This window comes from Sphingobacterium sp. NPDC055431, from assembly GCF_053644255.1.
Genome location: NZ_JBSHLH010000018.1, coordinates 46674 through 68099 on the forward strand (window position 1 = coordinate 46674; position 21426 = coordinate 68099).

16 protein-coding genes and 1 tRNA gene are annotated in these 21426 nt (G+C 42.7%); 11 read left to right on the forward strand and 6 right to left on the reverse strand.

Annotated elements, in window-relative coordinates; all coding sequences use genetic code 11:
- Positions 1–3: 3 nt before the first annotated feature.
- Entirely contained in the window at positions 4–1800 is a 1797-nt protein-coding gene (locus tag ACWIB3_RS14945; RefSeq protein WP_454291997.1) for a hypothetical protein, read from the reverse strand.
- Positions 1801–2026: 226 nt separating this feature from the next.
- Between ACWIB3_RS14945 and ACWIB3_RS14950 the strand changes: the two genes are divergently transcribed.
- Positions 2027–3208: an MFS transporter gene (locus tag ACWIB3_RS14950; RefSeq protein ID WP_185212711.1), complete on the forward strand. Its 1182-nt coding sequence runs from the start codon at positions 2027–2029 to the stop codon at positions 3206–3208.
- Between the two features lie 4 nt (positions 3209–3212).
- Here ACWIB3_RS14950 and ACWIB3_RS14955 read toward each other — a convergent pair whose 3' ends face one another.
- Positions 3213–4154 (reverse strand): glycoside hydrolase family 43 protein, encoded by a 942-nt coding sequence (locus tag ACWIB3_RS14955; RefSeq protein ID WP_454291998.1) that lies wholly within the window; start codon positions 4152–4154, stop codon positions 3213–3215.
- A 201-nt stretch (positions 4155–4355) separates the two neighbouring features.
- On the opposite strand from ACWIB3_RS14955, the gene ACWIB3_RS14960 reads away from it, so the two are divergent.
- Positions 4356–5429 carry a leucine-rich repeat domain-containing protein gene (locus ACWIB3_RS14960; RefSeq protein ID WP_454291999.1) on the forward strand — a complete coding sequence of 358 codons (1074 nt, stop codon included), beginning with the start codon at positions 4356–4358 and terminating at the stop codon, positions 5427–5429.
- 146 nt (positions 5430–5575) lie between these two features.
- On the opposite strand, the gene ACWIB3_RS14965 is transcribed toward ACWIB3_RS14960, so the two are convergent.
- Positions 5576–7552, reverse strand: coding sequence for a tetratricopeptide repeat-containing sensor histidine kinase (locus ACWIB3_RS14965; protein ID WP_454292000.1), 1977 nt, complete (start codon positions 7550–7552; stop codon positions 5576–5578).
- Positions 7553–7696: 144 nt separating this feature from the next.
- Positions 7697–11032 (reverse strand): DEAD/DEAH box helicase, encoded by a 3336-nt coding sequence (locus ACWIB3_RS14970; RefSeq protein ID WP_454292001.1) that lies wholly within the window; start codon positions 11030–11032, stop codon positions 7697–7699.
- A 159-nt stretch (positions 11033–11191) separates the two neighbouring features.
- On the opposite strand from ACWIB3_RS14970, the gene ACWIB3_RS14975 reads away from it, so the two are divergent.
- Together ACWIB3_RS14975 and ACWIB3_RS14980 are read left to right on the forward strand one after the other, a co-directional pair.
- Entirely contained in the window at positions 11192–12181 is a 990-nt protein-coding gene (locus tag ACWIB3_RS14975; protein WP_454292002.1) for a hypothetical protein, read from the forward strand.
- 3 nt (positions 12182–12184) lie between these two features.
- Positions 12185–12862, forward strand: coding sequence for a hypothetical protein (locus ACWIB3_RS14980; protein WP_454292003.1), 678 nt, complete (start codon positions 12185–12187; stop codon positions 12860–12862).
- 35 nt (positions 12863–12897) lie between these two features.
- Here the strand turns inward: ACWIB3_RS14980 and ACWIB3_RS14985 are convergent, their stop codons facing one another.
- A complete protein-coding gene (locus tag ACWIB3_RS14985) occupies positions 12898–13770 on the reverse strand; it encodes an AraC family transcriptional regulator (protein ID WP_214648493.1) in 873 nt (290 codons plus the stop codon).
- On the opposite strand from ACWIB3_RS14985, the gene ACWIB3_RS14990 reads away from it, so the two are divergent.
- Complete coding sequence (locus tag ACWIB3_RS14990; protein ID WP_454292004.1) at positions 13769–14974, forward strand: CynX/NimT family MFS transporter; 1206 nt, start codon at positions 13769–13771, stop codon at positions 14972–14974. The two genes, ACWIB3_RS14985 and ACWIB3_RS14990, sit on opposite strands and share 2 nt — an antisense overlap.
- A 41-nt stretch (positions 14975–15015) precedes the next feature.
- Here ACWIB3_RS14990 and ACWIB3_RS14995 read toward each other — a convergent pair.
- A tRNA-Arg gene (locus ACWIB3_RS14995) sits at positions 15016–15087 on the reverse strand.
- A 302-nt stretch (positions 15088–15389) separates the two neighbouring features.
- On the opposite strand from ACWIB3_RS14995, the gene ACWIB3_RS15000 reads away from it, so the two are divergent.
- The 6 genes from ACWIB3_RS15000 (at position 15390) to ACWIB3_RS15025 (ending at position 21411) form a co-directional block, all read left to right on the forward strand.
- Complete coding sequence (locus ACWIB3_RS15000) at positions 15390–16022, forward strand: peroxiredoxin (protein WP_185218618.1); 633 nt, start codon at positions 15390–15392, stop codon at positions 16020–16022.
- Positions 16023–16093: 71 nt separating this feature from the next.
- A complete protein-coding gene (locus tag ACWIB3_RS15005; RefSeq protein ID WP_185212720.1) occupies positions 16094–16408 on the forward strand; it encodes a thioredoxin family protein in 315 nt (104 codons plus the stop codon).
- Positions 16389–16646: a DUF6952 family protein gene (locus ACWIB3_RS15010; RefSeq protein ID WP_099369797.1), complete on the forward strand. Its 258-nt coding sequence runs from the start codon at positions 16389–16391 to the stop codon at positions 16644–16646. The genes ACWIB3_RS15005 and ACWIB3_RS15010 overlap by 20 nt, the downstream gene beginning before the upstream one ends.
- A gap of 299 nt (positions 16647–16945) precedes the next feature.
- Positions 16946–19384: a PIG-L family deacetylase gene (locus tag ACWIB3_RS15015; protein ID WP_454292005.1), complete on the forward strand. Its 2439-nt coding sequence runs from the start codon at positions 16946–16948 to the stop codon at positions 19382–19384.
- A gap of 8 nt (positions 19385–19392) precedes the next feature.
- The gene (locus tag ACWIB3_RS15020; RefSeq protein WP_185212722.1) at positions 19393–19590 is read left to right on the forward strand and encodes a hypothetical protein; all 198 of its coding nucleotides are present in this window, start codon (positions 19393–19395) and stop codon (positions 19588–19590) included.
- Positions 19591–19695: 105 nt separating this feature from the next.
- A complete protein-coding gene (locus tag ACWIB3_RS15025) occupies positions 19696–21411 on the forward strand; it encodes a sodium:solute symporter (RefSeq protein WP_254526772.1) in 1716 nt (571 codons plus the stop codon).
- The last annotated feature ends 15 nt before the right edge of the window (positions 21412–21426 follow it).

Below are 21426 nucleotides of genomic sequence, written 5' to 3' on the forward strand. Positions count from 1 at the left end.
GTTCTATTGGGTGCCAGCCTGCGGACTGACTTGAGTTATCCGGTCAGAAAGGCCTTGTACGTCAATGCTTACGATAACCTTTTTATCATCTTTCTTATCCTCCTTTGCGGCTGGTTTTGCTTTGCTGTCCTTGCTTTTCTTATCGTTTTTGGTCGCTGTGCTATCTTTCTTTACCGTATCCTTTTCGGTTTCCTTGAACATTTCTTCGAATTTGCTGATGCGGTAGGGTTCATCATAATTCTCAAGGGCCATCCGGTAGAGGCTTGCATTTTCCATTCCCGTTGGATAGGAAGGTTTGGTGCGGTTGCTGGAGAAGTAGATATATTTACCATCAGGCGACCATGCCGGTGAAGCTTCCGTTACACCGGTATTCGTTAGGTTCAGCGTTTTCTTATCCGCGAGATTGTACACGAAAATATCCTGCTCAAAATTGCGGATGGCCGTAAAGAGCACATACTTTCCATCAGGAGAGAAAGACGGGGAAGAGTTCTGGAAGGCCCAGATCTCGTCCTTGACGATGGTTTCACTCTTCAGGGACCCCAAGTCCAATAAACGGACTTCATCGCGTCCACTCAGGTAAACCGCCTTGGTATTCTCTTTATTGAAGTTGATATCACGGTTGTTCCTGTTGTCCTGGGTCAGTTGCTTTGCTTCGCCTTTCCCATCTGCCGAGCGGGAATACCAATTGAGATAGCCGTTCAGGGTCTGGTTGTAGACCAAGGTTTTATTGTCCTTCAGCCACATGACCTCAGAAATACGTTCGCCTTGGCTAGGCATCTGCCGTATAAACTTGCCATCCACATCCGAGACAAACAGTTCGCCCCTCGACACAAAGGCCATTTTCTTTCCGTCGGGAGAGACATCAAAATTGCTGATATTGCTCTTGACATCAAATTCCTTGGACTTGCCCAATACCTGGTTTCGGCTCAGGCTAATGGCGGGTTGCGTGGTTTTCTTGCTGGCCACGTCATAGACAAATAGCTGATATCCTTTTTCAAAGACTACCGCAGCACCATTCGCCGCAACCTGCGGGCTACGGATAGACTCAGGAAACTGGGTCAGGCCTTGTTTTTGCCCATTGCTTATACTGTAAAGATTGTATTCGTCATTACCTTCATCGGAGGCAAAGAAGATCGTGCCTTTGCTGTCCACGGTTGGCCAAAGGTCCTTGCCTTCATAGGTCGTGTACTCCTTATAGGCTTTGGTTTTAGGGTTGTAACCCTTGATATCGGGGTTAAATGCGCCCTTATATCGCTTTCTATTGGCTGCGCTATAGCTTTCCCAAGAGTCGGTAAAAAGCAATTCACCGCTTGGTGTCTCCACCATATTATGGATATAGTTGAAGAAATGTGGGAAGATACGCTCTGCGGTACCACCATCCTTGCTTACCTTATAGCTGCTGAGGCGGTTCTCGCGTCCAGAGGTAAAATACAACTGTTTACTGTCCCAGCTCCAGGAATCGACCTCATCGCTAGCTTCGTGGAAGGTAATCTGTTTGATGTTTCCACCGGCCATCGGCATGATGTAGACATCCATATTCCCATTTTGGTTGGAAGAGAAGGCCAGCCATTGCCCATCTGGAGAGATCCTTGGCATGACTTCATTGCCCTCCATTGCCGTTAGGCGCAGAGCCGGTCCGCCAGCTGTTGCTACTTTCCATAGATCGCCCTCAAAACTGAAGACAATGGTTTGGGCATCGGGGCTGAGGGTAGGATTGGACAAAAAGGTCGGTTGAACCTGAGCCTTCAATTGCATGGATCCCCCTAACAACAAGGCTAGTGACAGAAGTGTTTTATTCATAAATTGGGTCAATTTTGAATTGATTCAAAACAAATGTACAATTCAATTTCAGTAATATTAAAACCTGAACTTGGAATTTGCGGATTTCAACGAAACCATGAAAAGGAACAGAATGAAAACTGGTTATAACGGCAAGATTAATAAATAGTTAGAATTGTGTATTTTTTACACTTATCTGTACGACTTATCTGAAAAATGTGCTATTTTTGTTACAAATTTATCAACGATGACATCATTAGGTGAGGCAGGCAACCATGTCTCTCAATCCATGAAAAGCAGGATCCGGTGGGCGGTAGCCTTATTTTACTTTGGTCAAGGTTTGGGCTTTGCGAGTTGGGCAAGCCGTATCCCGACCATCAAAACGGCATTGGGGCTGTCCGAAGCCCAGTTGGGAACCATCTTATTGATGTTACCGATTGGCCAATTGCTGACCATGCCTATTTCGGCAGCCTTGGTCAACAAATACGGTAGCCATAAAATATTGCCTTGGGCGGCATTCCTCTATGCTTTGGTATTGTTGTTCATCGCTTTTTCAACTAACGCCTGGTTTTTGGGCGCTGCACTTTTCCTTTTTGGGGTAACGGGTAACATCTGTAATATTTCCGTCAATACCCAAGGCGTATTGGCCGAGGAGCTTTACGGAAGGTCCATTATGTCTTCCTTCCATGGGGCTTGGTCCTTGGCGGGATTCACCGGTGCCTTGATCGGTTTGTTGACCTTGAACTTCAATATCAACACCTATGGCCATTTCATCGGGGTTATCGTCCTTTTGACCATCAATATCCTGTTGAACAAACAGTTTTTGGTTCCGGAAGTCAGTACCGAGAAGAAGGAAAAAGAAAAGACCAAGTTTAAACCGGATGCATTGATCGTACAACTGGGTATCATAGGTTTCTTCAGTATGGCAACGGAAGGCGCCATGTTTGATTGGAGCGGTGTGTACTTCAGTGATGTTGTACATGCCCCAGAGAACCTAGTGATATTGGGATATGCCTCCTTTATGATCATGATGGCAACCGGCCGTTTTATCGGAGATGCCATCATCAGCAAAATTGGTAGGCAAAGGACCCTACAGATCAGTGGAATCCTGATGTTTGTGGGGATGTTGTCTTCTGTAGTCTTCCCGAACCTTTGGGTCTGTACACTGGCCTTTATGCTGGTCGGATTAGGCGTTGCCTGCAATGTGCCTACGGTTTACAGTGTAACTGGCAAGCATAAGACCATTCCAGCTGGAGTGGCCTTGGCCATGGTTTCCAGTATCTCCTATCTCGGGTTCTTAATGGGCCCTCCGTTGATCGGATATGTAGCTGAGATATTCAATCTACGATATTCATTTGCCCTGTTTTCCATGTTCGGCTTCTTGATGTTCATCATGACCAGCCGACTGAAAATCTTTAGGGAGCAATAAAGGCTTAAGGCTTTACAGCCTTAAGCTTGTCCAATTCTTTTCTTGAAATCTTTAGTATGGTGCCATGTCTCAGGTCTTTTGGCAATTCCAATTGATCGCTGATATCGGTCCAAGTCTTGAGGTCCTTTGATTTGATCAGGCCAAAATGATTGTCCATGTACCGGTCGAAATAAACATAGTATTCCCCGTTTATTTTGGCTACGGTGGGTCCTTCGGCCCAATAATCTCCGGTGATCTTCTCGCTGGCATCGCTGTAAGGTCCCTCTAAGCTATCTGCAAAAGCAAGTTTTAGGTTTTTCTCGGCCTTAGGTTCTCGGGTTTCATCCTTGATGACCATCATCCAGTTGTTTCCATTTTTCAGGATTGTGGCATCGATCGAGTTGAAGCCTGGATCATAGAGCAGCATGGTTTCCGAGAATGTCTTGAAATCCTTGGTCAGGGTATAGTACATCCGATGGTTATAGCCATTATCCGCCTCTACCTGTGTTTCGGGAAACTCTCCGGTAATGGTGGATGCCCAATAGATCATGTACTGTTTGCTTTCTGGATCATAGGTGACTTCAGGTGCCCAGGAATTCCTGGTATTCTCTTCATGTTCCATCACGGGAATATATTGCTGCTCAGACCAATTGATCAAGTCTTTAGAGCTGGCATGTCCTATACCTTTCTGGGTCCAGCTAACGGTCCAGACCATGTGATAGAGCCCATCGCCACCCTTTATGATACAAGGGTCGCGCATCAATTTATCGGGGCTCAGCTTCGGTGTGAGAAAAGAGGCATCGTTTTTTAAGGCGGTCCATTTCAGTCCATCTTCACTGTACGCAAGGTGCAGGCCATCTTCCCCATTTCCCTTAAAATAAGAAAATACATAGGCTGAGTCCTGCTGGGCCGAAGCCGTCAATGCAAAACATAGGGTTGCCAAAATGGAAATTAGTTTATTGTACATGGTTTAGGTTTTGTGATAACTCAAATATAATGAAAATAGGGATTCCCACAAGGTTTAACCCTGCATCAAGGAAATATCGCTCCACTCGTGACCAATTAATTTTTGTCATGAATAGAAAAATTTCAATATATTTAAGAAACAGGCTTTGCTATATAAAGAGTAATTGCAAGCTGCAGGATTCACATTTAACCGCATCTACCCATGGAAAAATACCTGAAAAAGATAGTCGAAGAGAAGGATACGATCAAGAAAATTAATTTATCTGAGAAATGGCTGGAGGATGTCCCAGAGGTGTTAAAGGAATGCAGGTTGGTTGAGGAGATTAAACTGACCGGAAACAATATCTACGAAATTCCTGACTGGCTATTACAGCTTCCCCATTTAAAGAAACTCGATATTTCCTTGAATGACATGGAGACCTTGCCGGCCAATATTACTAAGGCGCAGCACTTGGAATTCCTTGCTTTCGATTCACCGATCAAGAAGGCCTTGCCGAAAGAACTCGCCCAATTGAAAAAACTCAAGAAATTGGTGATCCATGAACAGATCTATGGTTTTCCGGATGAGTTCTTTGAGCTTACTTCCCTAGAGGAAATTGAATTTTATACCCCAAAGTTAACAACCATCCCCGACAGCTTTTCGAAGTTGGTGAACTTAAAATCCTTTACATTGACGCAGCTCCTGTTTGAAGGAAAGGCTAAGCCAATTGATTTTGAAGCTGTAATCGAGGTCCTTTCTACCCTTCCAAAACTGGAGAACTTGAGCTTTTCGCTAAGTGGAATGTTAAGCATTCCTGAAAATATCAATAAACTACAAGGGCTAAAGGAACTGAACCTAAGTGGTAATGGCATTAAGGTCCTTCCTAAGGCGCTTTTTGAGTTGAGTGGCTTAAGACTGTTGGATCTAGGACAGAACGGAATCAAGACCATCCCAGCCGATATAAAAAACCTGAACCAGTTAAGGACCCTTAAAATAAATTCGAATTTCAATCCTCCGATCGATCTCCAAAACCTGTTCAACAGTGTCAAGGAGCTCGCTAACCTACAGGACCTGCAGTTATGGAGCTGCCAGACCAGTATTAAGCTTCCTGAAAACATTGCCGAATGGACTTCCTTAAGAGAATTCGATATTGATAATAATAAGGTAAAGCACCTTCCTGAATCCATGCAGCAGATGACCTGGCTGAAAAAGTTACGCATCAGTACCAATCCTATTCCGGAGGAGGAGAAAGTGAATCTTGTTAAGGCTTTGAAGGGCACAAAGGTGATTGTGTAGTGAGGGGGAGGTGGGTTTTGAACCAGGATGGAATGGATGAGAGGATGGGCCATGATCGTGGCGTGGGAAAAATAAAATAACCCTAGAATGGTATTACGCAGTGTAAGGGCGTATTGAATACGCCCGCAATATCGTAAATGTAGCTTTTACACCGTCAATTCAATATTCACTATGGTTCCCTCTTCTGGCATAACATCATAATCCAAGCTTCCTTTCATGATGTCGACACGGTTCTGAATATTGTTGAGGCCCATTCCATTGGAGGCTTTAGCCCTTGAAAGGTCGAATCCTTTGCCATTATCTTCGACGGTGATCAAGATCTGCTCGTCATTCTGGATGCATTGGACCAAGATATGGTTGGCATCTGAATGCCGAAGGGCATTGCTCAGAAGCTCTTGGATAATGCGATAGATATTGACCTGATAATGCTGGTTTAAGTTGGGGTCTAAGCCTTCGGTTTGCAGCTCTATTTCGGTCTTGCTGCTGGAAAGGGCACTGCAGAGATCCGTTAAGGCAACATCCAGCCCACTTCGCAGGAGATTGGACGGCATCATGTTATGGGCAATTCGACGCAGTTCTATTATGGATCGGTCAAGCTGATCGACGGAACTGTCTATTTCAGGTTCCTGGAAGTTGTTCTGCACGGCAGATAGCTTCATCTTGATGCCAGAGAGTGCGCCTCCAAGGCCATCATGCAGGTCCTGGGCGATCCTTTGACGTTCCTTGTCCTCCCCTTCCAAGAAGGCTTTTGTCACTTGCAATTCCCGTTGCTGCTCCAATTCCTTGAACTTAAATTCATTGGCTCTTTTCTGGTTTTTCAGGATATTGTTCAGGTATAGGAAGGCCAACAAGAGCACCGCAGCACCGACTGCAAGGAGCAGCACCCAAAGCCTCTGGTTCTTCTGTACCAGCTCGGCAGCCTGTTTCTCTGCCTGTAACTGGGAAATCTGCTTGGCTTTTTCTGCTGACTGATATTTGTTTTCCATATCCAGCATGTCCTTTTTGTAATCTGCGGCATGCAAGCTATCATTTACCGTGATGTATTTTTGGGACCATTCATAGGCCTCCTTCATGTTTCCGGTATTGGCATAGGTCTCGGCCAAGAGGTTGGCATAAGAATTACGGTCACTAGGCAACAGGGTTGTACTTTTCAGCAAGTCCTGCATCACATCGATAGCTTCCTCATTCCTGCCTATCTTACGCAATAGGTTGAACTTGGCAAATTTCGAACGGTTGATGTAGAAGTTCTCAGGACCCGAGCCTTGAAAAGCGATGGCCTTGTCAAAGCTGTTGATCGCCTGTACATATTTACCCATCTTTTCATAATAAACCCCTTCGGGGAAATAATAGAACAGGAAAACATTGGATTCAGGATAGTCCTTCAATACTGCATAGGCGGCATCCAAATAGGCTTTGCTGGAATGCAGGTCATTCAGGTATAGGTTGTTTTCAGCAAGTAAGATGGTTACTTCCAATATGCCCTCCAACTTCGTGATCTCACTTTCGGCAGGAGCTTCCTTGAAGAGTGCAAGTGCATTTTTGAGGTAGTCATTTCCGCGTACCCGTTCAGTCGCGTTTAAAAGACTGGTGGCCACGAATTTATTGGCATTGGCAATGCTGAATTTATCTTTGGATTCCTTGGCATAGGGAAGCGCATGGTTAATGTAGGACTCTAGACCGCCTTTCTCGTTCCCTTTTAGCTGGCTGAGGACGCCACGCATGATCCATAGGCCGCTCAAGGTCTTCTTGGCTTCTGGATCCTGTATGTCTTTTAGCAGGCTATCACTACGATTAAGGTTGTTTTCAATCTTGCTCATTTCCTCCAGACCGATACCAAACAGGGCTTCGTTGTAACTGGCTATCCCTTCCAAAAGGTTATTCCCTTGGGCATACTTTACCCCCTGTTCCAGACGCTGCTTGGCAAGGTCCATGTTCCTATACTTCTTGTACATATAGGATAACCGGAAAGCCGTCATCGCTTTGGCACTATCCGTCTTGGCATCCAGGAGTCTCTTTTCCAATGTTTTCAGGTATTCATGGTCTTCATCAATACGGATAACCAATTGTGAAAAAGCAGATAGGGTCAGGCAGCATAATAGGCAAAGGGAAATAATATACTTCATAGTCAAGGTTGAGAAATCAGCTAGCGTAGTTAATTATTATCAACTAAATTATTGAAATTAAGGGAAATGTACAAAATAATTGAATCGAAGGAAAATTTATTCCAAAGGATTTATTATCAATTAATTGATAATCAAGCCTGCCTATTAAAGAATATCCAAAATGTCGCCTTTGCTGAGAGAGCTGAAGAAGGCGTTTTCCGATTGTATCAAATCTTGGGCAAGCTGGCTTTTCCGTTTCTGAAGCTTCAGGATCTTTTCCTCGATGGTATTAGAACAGATCAGTCGAACGGCCACCACATGTTTGGTCTGTCCAATCCTATAGGAACGGTCGATTGCCTGATTTTCGGCTGCAGGATTCCACCAGGGGTCAATAAGGTAGACATAATCTGCTTCCGTAAGGTTCAAGCCTACCCCGCCGGCCTTTAGACTGATCAGAAAGACACGGACTTCCTCATTGTTCTGGAAGTTATGGACCTTCTTGCCCCTATCCTTGCTCTGCCCTGTCAAATATTCAAAGGGGATATTCCTTTTTTCCAATTCGGGCCTGATGATATCCAGCATTTCCACAAATTGCGAAAAGACCAAGATCTTGTGCTCCTTGGACTTGTTTTCAATCTGCTCCAATAGGATTTCAACCTTTACTGCATTTTCTGCGGAGTGCCCCTTTTTCAATAATACTGGAGAATTGCAGATCTGCCTCAGCTTGGTAAGCCCTGTAAGGACATGCATGCTGTTTTTCTTGATATCCTCATCCTCATTGGCCGATATAAATTCGCGCAGTTCTGTCTCGTAAGCCTCATAGATCTTCCGCTGTTCATCGTTCATTTCACAGTAGATGAGCATTTCCGTCTTCTCTGGAAGCTCCTTGGCCACCTGCTTCTTTGTTCGGCGAAGGATAAAGGGCTTCACCTTTTCCTGCAGCTCTATCGCCCTTTTGGTATACTGGAATTGGTCGATAGGAATAGCATAGGTGTCCTTGAAGAATTGCTTGCTGCCCAATAAGCCTGGGCTAGCAAAGGAGAGCTGCCCATAGAGATCAAATGTATTGTTCTCGATTGGCGTTCCTGTCAGCACGATCCTGTTCCTTGCCTGCAACAGCCTGGCTGCCTTATATCTTTCAGAATTCGGGTTCTTGATTGCCTGGGATTCATCCAGGAATATATAATTGAACTTGAAGTTCTTCAGGAACCTGATATCTGAAAGCAACATCCCGTAGGTCGTGAGGACCACATCATGGTTTTCAAAATGGTCGACATCCTTAACTCGGTCTGGTCCATAATGCTTTATTACTTGCAGCGAAGGTGCAAATTTTGCTATTTCATCCTCCCAATTGAAAAGAAGCGATGTAGGAACCACAATTAGGTTGGTTTTTTGCCCATGCTTTTCTTTTTGGGAAAGGATAAAGGCAAGGACCTGTATGGTTTTTCCCAACCCCATATCATCTGCCAAGCAACCTCCAAAGTTGTAAGTATCAAGGAAATTGAGCCAGTTAAGGCCCTCTTGTTGGTATTCCCTTAATTCGGCCTTCAGGTCTTTCGGGGTTGTGACCGGAGTGATCTTCAGTTCAGATGAAAAGTCGCTTTTTAACAATTCGATTTCATGCTGCACTTCCTTGCTCATGATCTCTTTGTCAAACAGATCGGAAACCTCAGAGTAGTTAATCTTCGGTATGGTAATCATTTCCTGGTCTATTTCTCCGATCTGGAAAAAGGCTGCAATTCGCTCGATCCATTCCTCAGGAAGCAGTCCCAGACTGCCATCATCAAGCTGTACATACTTGCCTTTGTTTCGTATGGTCCGGTGGATCTGCCTCAGGGCTGCCTGTTGGTTTCCAAATCCGACCTTTAACTTGGCATTGAACCAGTCCAAGCCGCTGATAATCTCTATCGAGATTTTGGCTTTATGCGAATTGACCCTATTGTTCTTGATTTCACTGAAGCCTAAAATGGAAATATCCTCCTCACGCCACTCATCAAAGACCTCAATAAACCAATCGTCATCCAAGAACTTATCTTTATGCAGATAGAAATAATTCCTTTCCACGACCTGGCTTTCGAAATCCGGATGCTTTTCCATAATGCTGGAAACTAATTTATCCTCTTCTACATAATCCCTTTCGAGCTGAAATACATTGCCGTTTTGATCGGTATCAAAAAGCTGTTTTTTAGAGGTTGTAGGTACTTCTATTTCCCCATATTTCATGACTGGCACTATGGAAATGTATTTGCCGTCCTGTTCGAGATAGATGAGCTTCTGTTGCTCATAGCTCTTCTCCTTCAACTGTGCAGGGGTCGCCTGCTTGATGTAGCTGTAATTGACGTGCAAGATGTGCTCTAATGGCGAAAGGATATCCTGGAAGAACTCCTCATACTTGTTTGCATGTAGGATCAGGATTTCATTATTGGCCTTGAAAAATTTGATGACCCGCAATAGGTCTGGATTGTCGATAAAATAGAGGGTCTTGCGATAATAAATCAGATAATCGTTGCGGATGTTCAGCTCTTTGAACCCTAATATGTTGTCCTTGAACAGCAATTCACCTGTAATTTCATAGAAAGGCTCTTTTTTAAGGACCGTTAGCCTGATTTCAGCTTGCAGCTGTTCTAACATTACTAAGGCTAGGGATTTGGGAGAAAGTGATTCGGATACCTTGCTGTCATGGATGTAAAAGTCTAAACCCAAAGGGTTCTTTATGATCTGTTTTAAGGGTTCGGCATCCAGATCAAGTTCGTCATCGTTGTATTTATTCTGAAAGCTATGGATCGCCGTATAAAACTTCAGTAGTTCTGGCTCATTGGTCTTCCAAACTTGGGCCATGGGATCCATCGTCTCAATTGGGTTTTTGATCTTTCCGGCCTTAGTATGATCGGCTTTCATCAATTGAAAGTTCAATTGGTTGTAATACCGGTGTTTGTCAATCAGGATAAAGGGTTTCTTTGTTAAAATATCCTGAGCGGTTGTTTTTAGTTTGGCTTGTTTTGGACTTAGACCCTTTGCCATGGCCTGTTTGTCATAGGGCAACAAACCTTGGATCTTAGGCTCTACCGACAGCTTCCCATCCATATAGTGCAGATCAAAGTAGCGGTCTAGAGCGGGCTCATTATCTAAGCCATAAGGCTTTGCATATTGTTTCAATGTTTTTTCCCGAAGTTCGGCATCAAAGAAAACCCGGTATTCTTCCTTTTCCAAGATGGCATGTATGACCTCTCCCTGATGCTCACACATCTTCTTGGAATAGTTTCCACAGGAACAACTTGTTACAATCCGATCCGACATCTGAACCACGGATACCCTTGGGTATTCAAGTCCAACAACAGCCTTTGTAAAGACTCCACAGTTTAATTCTATGCTGACGGGATATATGTTCCTGTAATCCTTGCTGTCCATAAAGCCTGCCCGCTCGACATGCTTGAGTATTTCAAATACGGAAAGCTTGCTGAAATTGTAGGCTGGAAGAATATGTTCTTTATCTATTCCCATGGAAGCGGATTGAATGCGGAAGTAAGAATACGAAAATTTGATCTTTTTGAGATTGCTTTGTTGATATTAATTGCCAAAAGATTCAACAAAATTAAAAATCTATAGAATAATAACATTTGTTTTAATTCATGGATTAATTTTATTTATATTGTGTTTAAAATGAGTAGCTTAAACCACAGACCAAATCCTGCTAAGACTTTCAATGTAGTCTTTGGATTATCCTTTGGGACCATCTTCTTATTATTGATGGCCATCGGCCTTCCGATCCTAATCCATTCACAACAAGGCGATTGGAAATACGATTTAGATAAATCTCCAGCAACCGCTTTCTTTTATTTAGGATTGGGCCTACTCCTCTGGCTTACCGTAATCTATCTGTTTTTTAAGAGATCCCTTTCCAACCTTTTAAAAGCTAAAAGAGATTATAAAGACCTAATAAAAGAGGGTAAAAGAATTAAAGGCAAAATAGTCGAGCAAAGGATCTTGCAGCAAACTGCCGCTGGAGAAAGCAAAATGATCAAGATCTCTTTTGTGAACCTAGTAAAATCAGAGTTGACATTTAGTTTACCGTTTGTCGATACCAAGCCTGAAATGAACCGTTACCAAGTAGGAAAAGATATTGGATTGTTGGTCAGCACGGATCCAAAAAAACCAAGGATAATGTTGGAAGACGCAAAGGTAAAAATCGACAAAAGCATGTTGATCTACGCTTACTCCGTACTTGCCGTTTTGATATTGACGCCTATAGGGCTATTGATTTATGGAATGCTTTATGAGAGCCAAGATGCTGGATGGCGCTATCTGTCCTTTGGGCATCCCTTTATTCTCTCGCCATTTCTGGCATTGATCTATCTCGGGGTTTTCTCTTTTATCAATCTTTTTTTGCCTAAATCTACTAAATCGGATCGTTTACTTCTCTATGGAAAACCCGCTATCGCGACCATTGTGTCGACTCAAGAAACGAACCTTTCAGTCAATGAAAAGCCTCAAATAATGGTTACAATAGAGTTTCAGGACAAGGGAAAAACCATTGTAGCTTCTTTTAAGAAGTTGTACGGCCTCCTGGACATTTCCGGAATTGCTGTTGGGAACCAAATAAATATCTTATACGATGCGGAAGACCCGCAATCCATTGAAGTTGTCGATTAATCTATGAAAAGGACTTTTTATCATATTATATCCTGCATTGCAATCCTTGCATTGTTTTCTTCCTGTAAGCAGATCAAGAAAAGTTTTGAGGACACCATGAAACCTCGCCAACAAAAGGAAGCAAGTGACCATTCCATGGAAAGGACAAGCAGTTCTTCTTCGGTAACAATTGATGTCACAGCCCCTGATGAAAAAAAGGAGCAAAGCGTATATGCAAGTGCTGAAGAATTGGACAAGATCCAGGCAGAACTGATGAACCTGCCGAAGTTCAAAGGAAAAAAGATCATGATGCACCAGGACCTATATTTCTTTGATTTCCAAGGTGGCCGAATCAGCATCAAGATACAAGATCCCGATAAGCCCGAAAACATCGATACCTATACCTACTCAAAGGGGATGTGGTTGGATCCTACGCCTGTAAAGATTTCAGGAAACTTAAAGATGGTCGATCTTTTGTACCCATTGGATAAAGTTAAGTTTTCTACCGTAAAGAAAATCCACGATACCTTGATTGAAGAAGCCAAGGATATTGAGGGCGGTACCCCTTCAGACCATGTCTATTTTGTCCACATGAAGGTGGCCAATATGGATGTGACCCATTGGTATTCTTCCATCTCTGGAGCTAGAAAAGATGTTTATCTCTACTTTGACGTGGATGGTAATTTGACCGAGAGAAGGTAGAAGGCCTTTTCTCTCTGCACCCACATATGAAAGGATCATTGCTTAAGCTTAGGTCCTTCCTTCATTAAACTGGAATAGGAAAGGCTGAAAGCAGATAGACTTTGATACCCTACTTTATAGGCAATCTCCGTCAGGGTATATTTCCTGGTATCGAGAAGTTCGATACTTTTTAATATCCGCACTAACTGCAAATATTTCTGCAATGTAATACCTGTTTCTTTCTTAAAGACCCTTTGCAGGGTCCTGACCGATAGGTTTGCCATTTCCGCCAAGGCATGGATATCAAAACTGAACTTATAGTTGCTATTGATGTAATTACATAGCGGGATCAACCTTTCATCAGAAGGAACTGGGATTTCTAGGGCCATGCTCTCTTCGCAAAAGTTAGGCAGGCTGTATAATAAAGCTTTCAAAAAGAGCTTTTGTTCCATGTCGATATCAAGTACCCTATTCCATTTTGATGCATATAGCAACATTTCCTTTAACACTGCTGGCGCTGGAAAAACATGGGTCTTCCTGAAAAAATCCCCTTTTGGAACCTCCTTAAAAAGAACCGACATCAAATTCACTGAACTTGACTCTGTGGTTGTTTTATGAGGTTTTGCGCTGGGAATCCAGATGATATGGTTTTGGGGAACTAAATAGATCTTTTTGTCAATATGAAAATACTGATACCCCTCAGTCACATAGTTTAACTGAAAACTGAGGTGCTGATGCTCTTTATCATCATGTTTCCATTGCGCATCATACCATACATAGGTATCAGCACTGATATTATCTACGTATTCCCCGATCTGTTTATCCGGATGACCTAGCTTTTCCATGTCGTTGTATATGTAGTAAATGGCAAAGTTAATAAAAACGACAAGCTTATCTTTGTGGCCAAGATCAGATACAAGTAAAATCATGGACGAAAAAATGCAACAAAATCATACGACAAGGAATTCATGGTTGGGAATATTGCTCATCATTTGGGTAGGCAGCAACCTTAGATCGCCTATAACGGCTGTAGGTCCCATCTTGGATGAAATCAAATCGGCAATGGATCTGGATAATATTCAGGCCAGCTTTCTGACCTCCATTCCGCTCATCGTATTTGCATCTTGTTCTATTTTGGTGAATAAAGCCACTGAAAAACTAAATATCCGGCATGGCCTGATCTACTCATTAGCGATCTTGATTTTAGGATTGTATTTAAGGGTAGCAGGGAGTGTCACAACCCTTTATTTGGGCTCAGTTTTAATAGGTTTAGGAATATGCGTGGGTAATGTTTTGACTCCTGCCTATATCAAGAATGAGTTCCCTGCAAAGATCGGGCTAATGACCGGTATCTTTTCGGTTTCCATGAACTTGGTGGCAGCCCTGGCATCAGGCTTTAGTATTTCCATCGGAGAATGGACCGGAGCCGGCTGGAAAGGTTCCCTGTCGGTCTGGATCGTTGTCGCGGTCATAGCTTTATTGATTGTATTTGCTGAATTATTTTGGGGCAAGAAACCAGTAAACCGGCAAGTAAATGCTTCAGAAAACATAAAGTTCAATATATTCCGTTCCAAACAAGCTTGGAACATAAGCCTCTTTATGGGCTTGCAATCTTTAGTTTATTATTGCCTGGTCGCTTTTCTACCGACCGTACTGATGGAATATGGAATGAGCAAATCCGCTGCAGGCTGGGTGTTTTCCATCCTTCAGTTGGCGATGCTGCCCGTTATGCTCATCAGTCCAATTGTTGCCAGTAAGATGAAAGATCCTAAATCGATGATCTATTTAATCGGAGTTCTCTACTCTGCCGGTATACTCATGCTGTTGTTATTGAAGGATCAATACATCTATTTTACGGCCATACTATTAGGGGTAGCAGGAGGCTTGGCATTTAGTTTAGCTATTTTGTTTCTGTCCTCAAGGAGCAAAACCATGGTCGGCACCATAAAGATTTCAGGGAAGGCGCAGTCCATTGGCTACCTGATTGCAGCCTTTGGTCCGCCCTTGTTTGGAAAGTTGCATGATTATGCCCTCTCTTGGTCCTATTCATTTTATTTCCTGTTATTGGTGATTGTACTGATGACGGTGTTTGGTAGAAGGTCGGCCAGGCCAAGGTTTGTGGAAGAGCATTAAGCTGGAATGCAAAAAAGCAACTCAATGAGTTGCTTTTTTTGTAGCCCCGAGCAGAATCGAACTGCTATCAAATGTTTAGGAAACATCTATTCTATCCGTTGAACTACAGGGCCGTGCTGCAAAACTAATATTTTATGGACTTAGAGCAAATTTTATTTTCAACTGATTGTATTTAGGTCTATTAAAAATATACTTAACAGTCAAAGTTACCCTTCTGCCCATCAAAATATTTTTCCCTGCTCAGCCGACCAAATAAACCATTGACAATCAAAAAGAAGACTATTTGTGATATAAATCATTCTTATATGTGATGCTGGTTTTAAATAGATAAAACCGATAGTTAATAAGTATTATCGATTATTTTTAGGCGTTAAAAAGTGTATCTTTGTACTACAAAAAAGAAAAGAAAATTATTATGAGTTTTACAGGTAAAAATTTCCCGAACATTACAGTAGATGCAATTGACTATTTAGGCGACAATTTCACTTTGAATTTGTTCGAAAAAGCACAACAAGAGAACAAGAAGATCTTATTATTTTGGTATCCAAAAGACTTCACTTTCGTTTGTCCTACAGAGTTACACGCATTCCAAGAGGCTGTTGCTGAATTCGAGAAAAGAAACACTATCGTAATCGGTGCATCATGTGACTCTGCAGAGGTTCACTTTGCATGGTTGAACACTGCAAAAGACAACGGCGGTATCGAAGGTGTTGAATACCCGATCATTGCTGATACTAACCGCAACCTATCTAGCGTATTAGGTATCTTAGAAATGAAAGAGGTTGAACACCCTGAATACGGAACTCTAGTTGAAGGTTCTGCGGTATCTTACCGTGCTACTTACTTGATCGATGAGACTGGTAAAGTATTCCACGAGTCAGTAAATGATATGCCTCTAGGCCGTAATGTAAAAGAATACATCCGTTTGATCGATGCTTATACGCACGTTCAGAAACACGGTGAAGTGTGCCCAGCAAACTGGGAAGAAGGTAAAGAAGCGATGAACGCTACACGTGATGGCGTTGCTTCATACTTGTCACACAATTAATATTCCCCCATACTGAAAGAGGAGGGACAACCTCCTCTTATTTTTTCAGATCAACTCTTAAATCAAAAATCATGTTAGAAGAATTAAGCTCAGACAATCTACAAGAGGTCATCGACAGCAATGATACGGTGATGGTTCAATATGCTGCTTCTTGGTGTGGTAACTGCCGCATTATGAAGCCTAAGTTCAAAAAATTAGCAGGAGAAAACGATAACGTGAAATTTGTGATCGTAGATGCAGAGAAGTTCCCAGAATCAAGGAAACTTGCTAATGTAAACAACTTACCAACTTTCGCTGCTTTCAAAGGCGGAAAGTTGATCAATCAAGTACAAACAAATAAAATCGAAGGATTAACAGAACTATTAAATGAAGTTACCAATAATTAAACATCTTACGGAATTTATAGCCGAAAACGACGCAGACTTCGTATTGGAAACAATCGAAACCTTGGAATCGTTGACCGAAGTCTCTCAATTGAAAGACGAAGAGCTAGATGTAATTGGTGAATTGATCTCCAATATGTACGGCGCCATCGAAGTCAACAAATTGGTTCAAGAAGGAATGCCACAAAAAGAAGCCCTGAACACCTTTATGAAGCGTGTTTTAGGCTCCATTGACAAGTAATTCGCATAAACAATCATAAGGTCAAGCTATTGACCACATTTTTCTTTTCCACAAAAGCCTGTGCATAACTGTGTTTTTGTGGAAAAGTTTTTTATAAATACCGCGACTAATCAAATTGATTTATATTACTTTTATATTTATTAAAGGTTAGACCAAAATAAAGCGCATCATCCTGCTAAAAATTAAACCAACGGAATTAATACCAAGGTTTAAAGTCGAAGATTTTTAATTGTTGGTAAAAGGAATCAAATTATTTTGATTCCTTTTATTTTTTTACACGAATCTTATTACTTTTAAGGATGATTCACAGATTCTTAGGCCTAATCTTCCTATTCCTATCATCTTTTTCGGTTGCTTTTGCACAGCAGAGCAATTCGGCTTCCTTAATTAAGCTCAAGATCGATAAACTTGGAACACTAGGTACCGCGCTTTATTTCGCGGCCCACCCAGATGATGAAAACACCAGGCTCATCGCCTATTTAGCCAATGACCGCAAATATAGAACTGCATATCTTTCCCTGACCCGTGGTGACGGCGGACAAAACTTGCTAGGGACAGAACAAGGAATTGAACTTGGTCTGATCCGTACTCAGGAATTATTGGCTGCCCGCGCTATCGACAAAGGGGAACAATACTTCAGCGCAGCCTACGATTTTGGCTTTTCCAAAACGCATGAAGAAACTTTCAGCTTCTGGAAAAAGGAGGATATCCTCCGCGAAGCGGTCTATATAATCCGTAAGCTCCAACCGGATGTGATCATCAACCGCTTTCCACCGGATAGCCGTGGCGGCCATGGACATCACCAGGCTTCTGCCATCCTGGCCAAGGAGGCCTACGAAGCAGCGGCAGATCCCAACCGCTTTCCCGAACAGCTGAAAGAACTGAAACCATGGAAAGCCAAGCGTATTGTCTGGAATACCGCCAATTTTGGAGGCATGAACAATACATCGGATGAGCAACTGAAAGTCGTTCTGAATGACTACAACCCTTTATTGGGCTATTCATATGGAGAAATATCTGCCATGAGCAGATCCCAGCACAAAAGCCAAGGTTTTGGTGCTGCCTCCAACCGAGGTAAAACAACCGAGTATTTTGACCATGTCGCTGGCGAAAAAGCAACAAAAGACCTGTTTGACGGCATCAATTCAAATTGGGAGCGCCTAGGCGAACCCGTGAAGAACATCGAGACCAAGATCCAATCTATACAGAGCGCTTTTAATATCAACCATCCTGAAAAATCAATCCAGGAATTGGTAGACCTGCATCAATTGGTTAAAGCATTGAAGCCTTCTGTATACAGGGATCAGAAAATCAAGGATATTGAAGATATTATCCTATCCTGTGCCGGCATAGTTACAGAATCCATTGCCTCCAAGCCGAATTTTGTGGTTAATCAAGCTTTTTCTGTAAACAATGAAATCATCAAGAGAGCCGCAGATGTAGCGGTAAAATTGATTTCCATTGATGGCAAACGGATAGAAGAAACTCTTCCTGCCAATGAAACCAAAAAATACGCTTCTGAAAAGAAGGTTGACCATTGGACACAGCCCTATTGGTTAGAAAAGCCAAACTCATTAGGCAAATTTGACATAGAAGACCGTAATTTTGGAAACCCTGAAAACACAAATAATCCGCAGACTAAGTTTGTAATTGAGGTTGATGGCTTGGCCATAACAGTTGACAAGCCCGTGGAATACCGATATGTAGATCCCGTACAAGGCGAAATCTATCAGCCAGTCTCCATATCACCAGTCCTTACCGCGGCGATCAGCTCATCACAAGCCCTGCTGCAAACGGGTGATAAGAAAACCATTAGTTTAACCATCAGCAATAACAGTGAGCAGCCCCAAAAAGCGGAATTAAGCTTTAAGCAGTCTGATGGCTTAAATATTGCTCCTAACAAGGCTTCCATAGACATCCCTGAACATGGTCTGGTCGTTAAGACATTCGAGATCTCTAATCCCAAAAATACAGCTAGCAGTGAGGTCCAGCCCCTACTGAATGGTGAGCCAATCTATGGTTTCAAAAAAATTGCCTACCAGCATATTCCAGATATCACCTGGTTTCCGGCAATCAACCTAAAAGTTAAAGCGCTGGAAATTAACAATCCTTTGAAAAAAATTGGCTATATTCATGGTGCGGGGGATCTGGTTCCCCTGGCATTGGAAAACATTGGCATTCAGGTCGACCTATTGAACAGTGATCTGCTTGCTAGCACTAACTTAAAACAATACGATGCTATCATAGTGGGAATTAGGGCCTATAACGTTAGTCCGAATACCAATCAATGGTTGCCGATCCTATTGGATTATGCAGAACAGGGCGGAACGGTCTTGGCACAATATAACGTGAATTCCAGGATGAGTACCAGTAAATTGGGTCCCTATCCATTTGAAATCAATCGCGAAAGGGTAACCGAAGAGGATGCAAAAGTGACCTTTACGGATCCAAATGACCCCATCCTGAATTATCCCAACAAAATTACAGACAAGGATTTTGAAGGTTGGGTACAGGAACGAGGTCTTTATTTTGCAACCAATATATCCCCAGAATACCGCACTCCGTTGAGTATGGCAGACAAAAATGAAGAACAAAACAAGGGGTCCCTATTGGTAGCGAATTATGGAAAAGGGAAGTTTGTCTATGCGCCTTTGGCCTTTTTCAGACAATTGCCGGCAGGTGTTCCCGGAGCTACTAGATTATTTGTAAATTTGCTGGCTAAGAACGAAAAAAATTAATAAATATAATGGAAAATCAAATCGAAAACTCTAACGAAATCAACGTAAAAGGCATCATCTTATTAGTAGGTACTATCTTAGGTGCACTTACTGCTTGGGTTGCAAGTGGTACATTTTTATCCTTAATTGCTGGACTTATCGGTGGTTTTATTTTTGCAATCATCTTCATTTCCGCTTTATTGCCACAAAAATCGCATGACAGATAAAGGACTACCGCCATTCGTACGAAGCTGGAGACAATTCTATTGGATTATTGTCATCTGGTTAGTCGTTTGCATAGTTCTAATGTATATTTTTACTAGATATTTTGGATGAGTAGTATCGATTGGATAGTACTCATCCTTACCTTGCTTTCCATAGTAGTCTATGGGATTTACAAAAGCAAGAACGTCAAAACCATTGACGGCTATATCCTCAGTGACCGCTCCTTACCTTGGTACACCGTAGGACTCTCCGTAATGGCAACCCAGGCAAGTGCCATTACCTTCCTTTCCGCCCCTGGACTCGCTTACTCATCTGGAATGAGCTTCGCCCAGTTCTACTTTGGACTGCCTTTGGCCATGATTGTCCTCTGTATCACCTTCGTTCCGATCTTCCATAAACTCAAGGTCTATACGGCCTACGAATTCTTGGAAAAAAGGTTTGACATCAAGACCCGGGTCCTGACCGCATCCCTTTTCCTTATCCAGAGAGGGATCTCTACAGGTATCACCATCTTCGCTCCGGCCATTATCCTCTCCACCATCCTGAATATCGACTTGGTGATGACCACCATCGGCATCGGTACTTTAGTGGTAATATACACGGTATACGGCGGCACAAAAGCGGTATCATACACTCAGCTCTTACAGATGTCCATCATATTCGCCGGCCTGCTATTGGCGGGAGTCTTGGTGGTCCATCTTCTGCCTGAGGACATAGGCTTTAAAGAAGCCCTACACATTGCCGGAAAGTCCGGAAAAGCAAATGCCATTGACTTTAAGTTTGACCTGGACAATCAGTATACCGTCTGGACCGGATTGATCGGTGGTTTCTTTTTGCAGCTATCTTACTTCGGAACTGATCAGAGCCAGGTGGGACGTTATTTGACAGGATCATCGGTAAAAGAGAGCAGATTGGGATTGCTGATGAATGGATTGCTTAAAGTGCCTATGCAGTTCTGTATCCTCTTGATCGGTATCTTGGTCTTTGCGTATTATCAGTACCATACCCCACCCCTATTCTTTAATGAGCAAGTCATTGAAAAACTGGAAAACAGCTCTCATAAACAGGAGTATGAGGATATCAAGCAAAGACATGAACAGTTAAGCCAGGAAAAAACCGTTTATATCAATCAGCTGACCAGTGCATTGAAGGAAAAGCAAGATGATAAAATCGACGATGCCAGGATCAACCTACAACAATTCAATGAAAAAGACCAGGGATTGAGAACCGAATTGGTGGACCTGATCAAGAAAAACGATCCAAATGCGGACACCAATGACACGAACTATATCTTTCTAAGGTTTGTTACCGATACTTTCCCTAAAGGCTTGATAGGCCTGTTGATCGCCATTATCTTCCTAGCCTCCATGGGAGCAACGGCCAGTGCCATCAATTCACTTTCTTCAACAACAGTGATCGATATCTATAGACGCTTCGTAAAACGGGATGCCAACGATGCCCATTATTTAAAGGCTTCGCGTATCAGCACCTTATTCTGGGGGATTTTTACCATTGGGATAGCCCTTTACTCCAGTCAATTGGGAAACCTCTTGGAAGCCGTTAATATTTTAGGCTCCCTTTTCTATGGAACCATTCTTGGAATATTCCTAGTGGCTTTTTATATCAGAAGAATCGGTGGAAAAGCAGTTTTTTGGTCTGCTGTAATAACCGAGGTTATCGTTATTGGGATCTGGCAGATGAACGTTGTCGCCTTTCTGTGGTTGAATCTGATCGGTTGTGTACTACTGATCCTCATTGGACTTATCCTGCAGTACTTCATGGGCAGTACTCCGAAAAAGGATATCGAACCTACTCAGGTATAATGCCGTATACCAGCA

Excerpts from the sequence above, each read along its gene's own strand:
- ACWIB3_RS14955 (WP_454291998.1), bottom strand. The coding sequence starts at position 4,154 with ATGTACAATAAACTAATTTCCATTTTGGCAACCCTATGTTTTGCATTG.
- ACWIB3_RS15005 (WP_185212720.1), top strand. The coding sequence starts at position 16,094 with ATGTTAGAAGAATTAAGCTCAGACAATCTACAAGAGGTCATCGACAGC.
- ACWIB3_RS14970 (WP_454292001.1), bottom strand. The coding sequence starts at position 11,032 with ATGGGAATAGATAAAGAACATATTCTTCCAGCCTACAATTTCAGCAAG.
- ACWIB3_RS15025 (WP_254526772.1), top strand. The coding sequence starts at position 19,696 with ATGAGTAGTATCGATTGGATAGTACTCATCCTTACCTTGCTTTCCATA.
- ACWIB3_RS14975 (WP_454292002.1), top strand. The coding sequence starts at position 11,192 with ATGAGTAGCTTAAACCACAGACCAAATCCTGCTAAGACTTTCAATGTA.
- ACWIB3_RS14990 (WP_454292004.1), top strand. The coding sequence starts at position 13,769 with ATGGACGAAAAAATGCAACAAAATCATACGACAAGGAATTCATGGTTG.
- ACWIB3_RS15010 (WP_099369797.1), top strand. The coding sequence starts at position 16,389 with ATGAAGTTACCAATAATTAAACATCTTACGGAATTTATAGCCGAAAAC.
- ACWIB3_RS14985 (WP_214648493.1), bottom strand. The coding sequence starts at position 13,770 with ATGATTTTACTTGTATCTGATCTTGGCCACAAAGATAAGCTTGTCGTT.
- ACWIB3_RS14980 (WP_454292003.1), top strand. The coding sequence starts at position 12,185 with ATGAAAAGGACTTTTTATCATATTATATCCTGCATTGCAATCCTTGCA.
- ACWIB3_RS14945 (WP_454291997.1), bottom strand. The coding sequence starts at position 1,800 with ATGAATAAAACACTTCTGTCACTAGCCTTGTTGTTAGGGGGATCCATG.
- ACWIB3_RS15015 (WP_454292005.1), top strand. The coding sequence starts at position 16,946 with ATGATTCACAGATTCTTAGGCCTAATCTTCCTATTCCTATCATCTTTT.
- ACWIB3_RS14950 (WP_185212711.1), top strand. The coding sequence starts at position 2,027 with ATGACATCATTAGGTGAGGCAGGCAACCATGTCTCTCAATCCATGAAA.
- ACWIB3_RS15020 (WP_185212722.1), top strand. The coding sequence starts at position 19,393 with ATGGAAAATCAAATCGAAAACTCTAACGAAATCAACGTAAAAGGCATC.
- ACWIB3_RS15000 (WP_185218618.1), top strand. The coding sequence starts at position 15,390 with ATGAGTTTTACAGGTAAAAATTTCCCGAACATTACAGTAGATGCAATT.
- ACWIB3_RS14960 (WP_454291999.1), top strand. The coding sequence starts at position 4,356 with ATGGAAAAATACCTGAAAAAGATAGTCGAAGAGAAGGATACGATCAAG.
- ACWIB3_RS14965 (WP_454292000.1), bottom strand. The coding sequence starts at position 7,552 with ATGAAGTATATTATTTCCCTTTGCCTATTATGCTGCCTGACCCTATCT.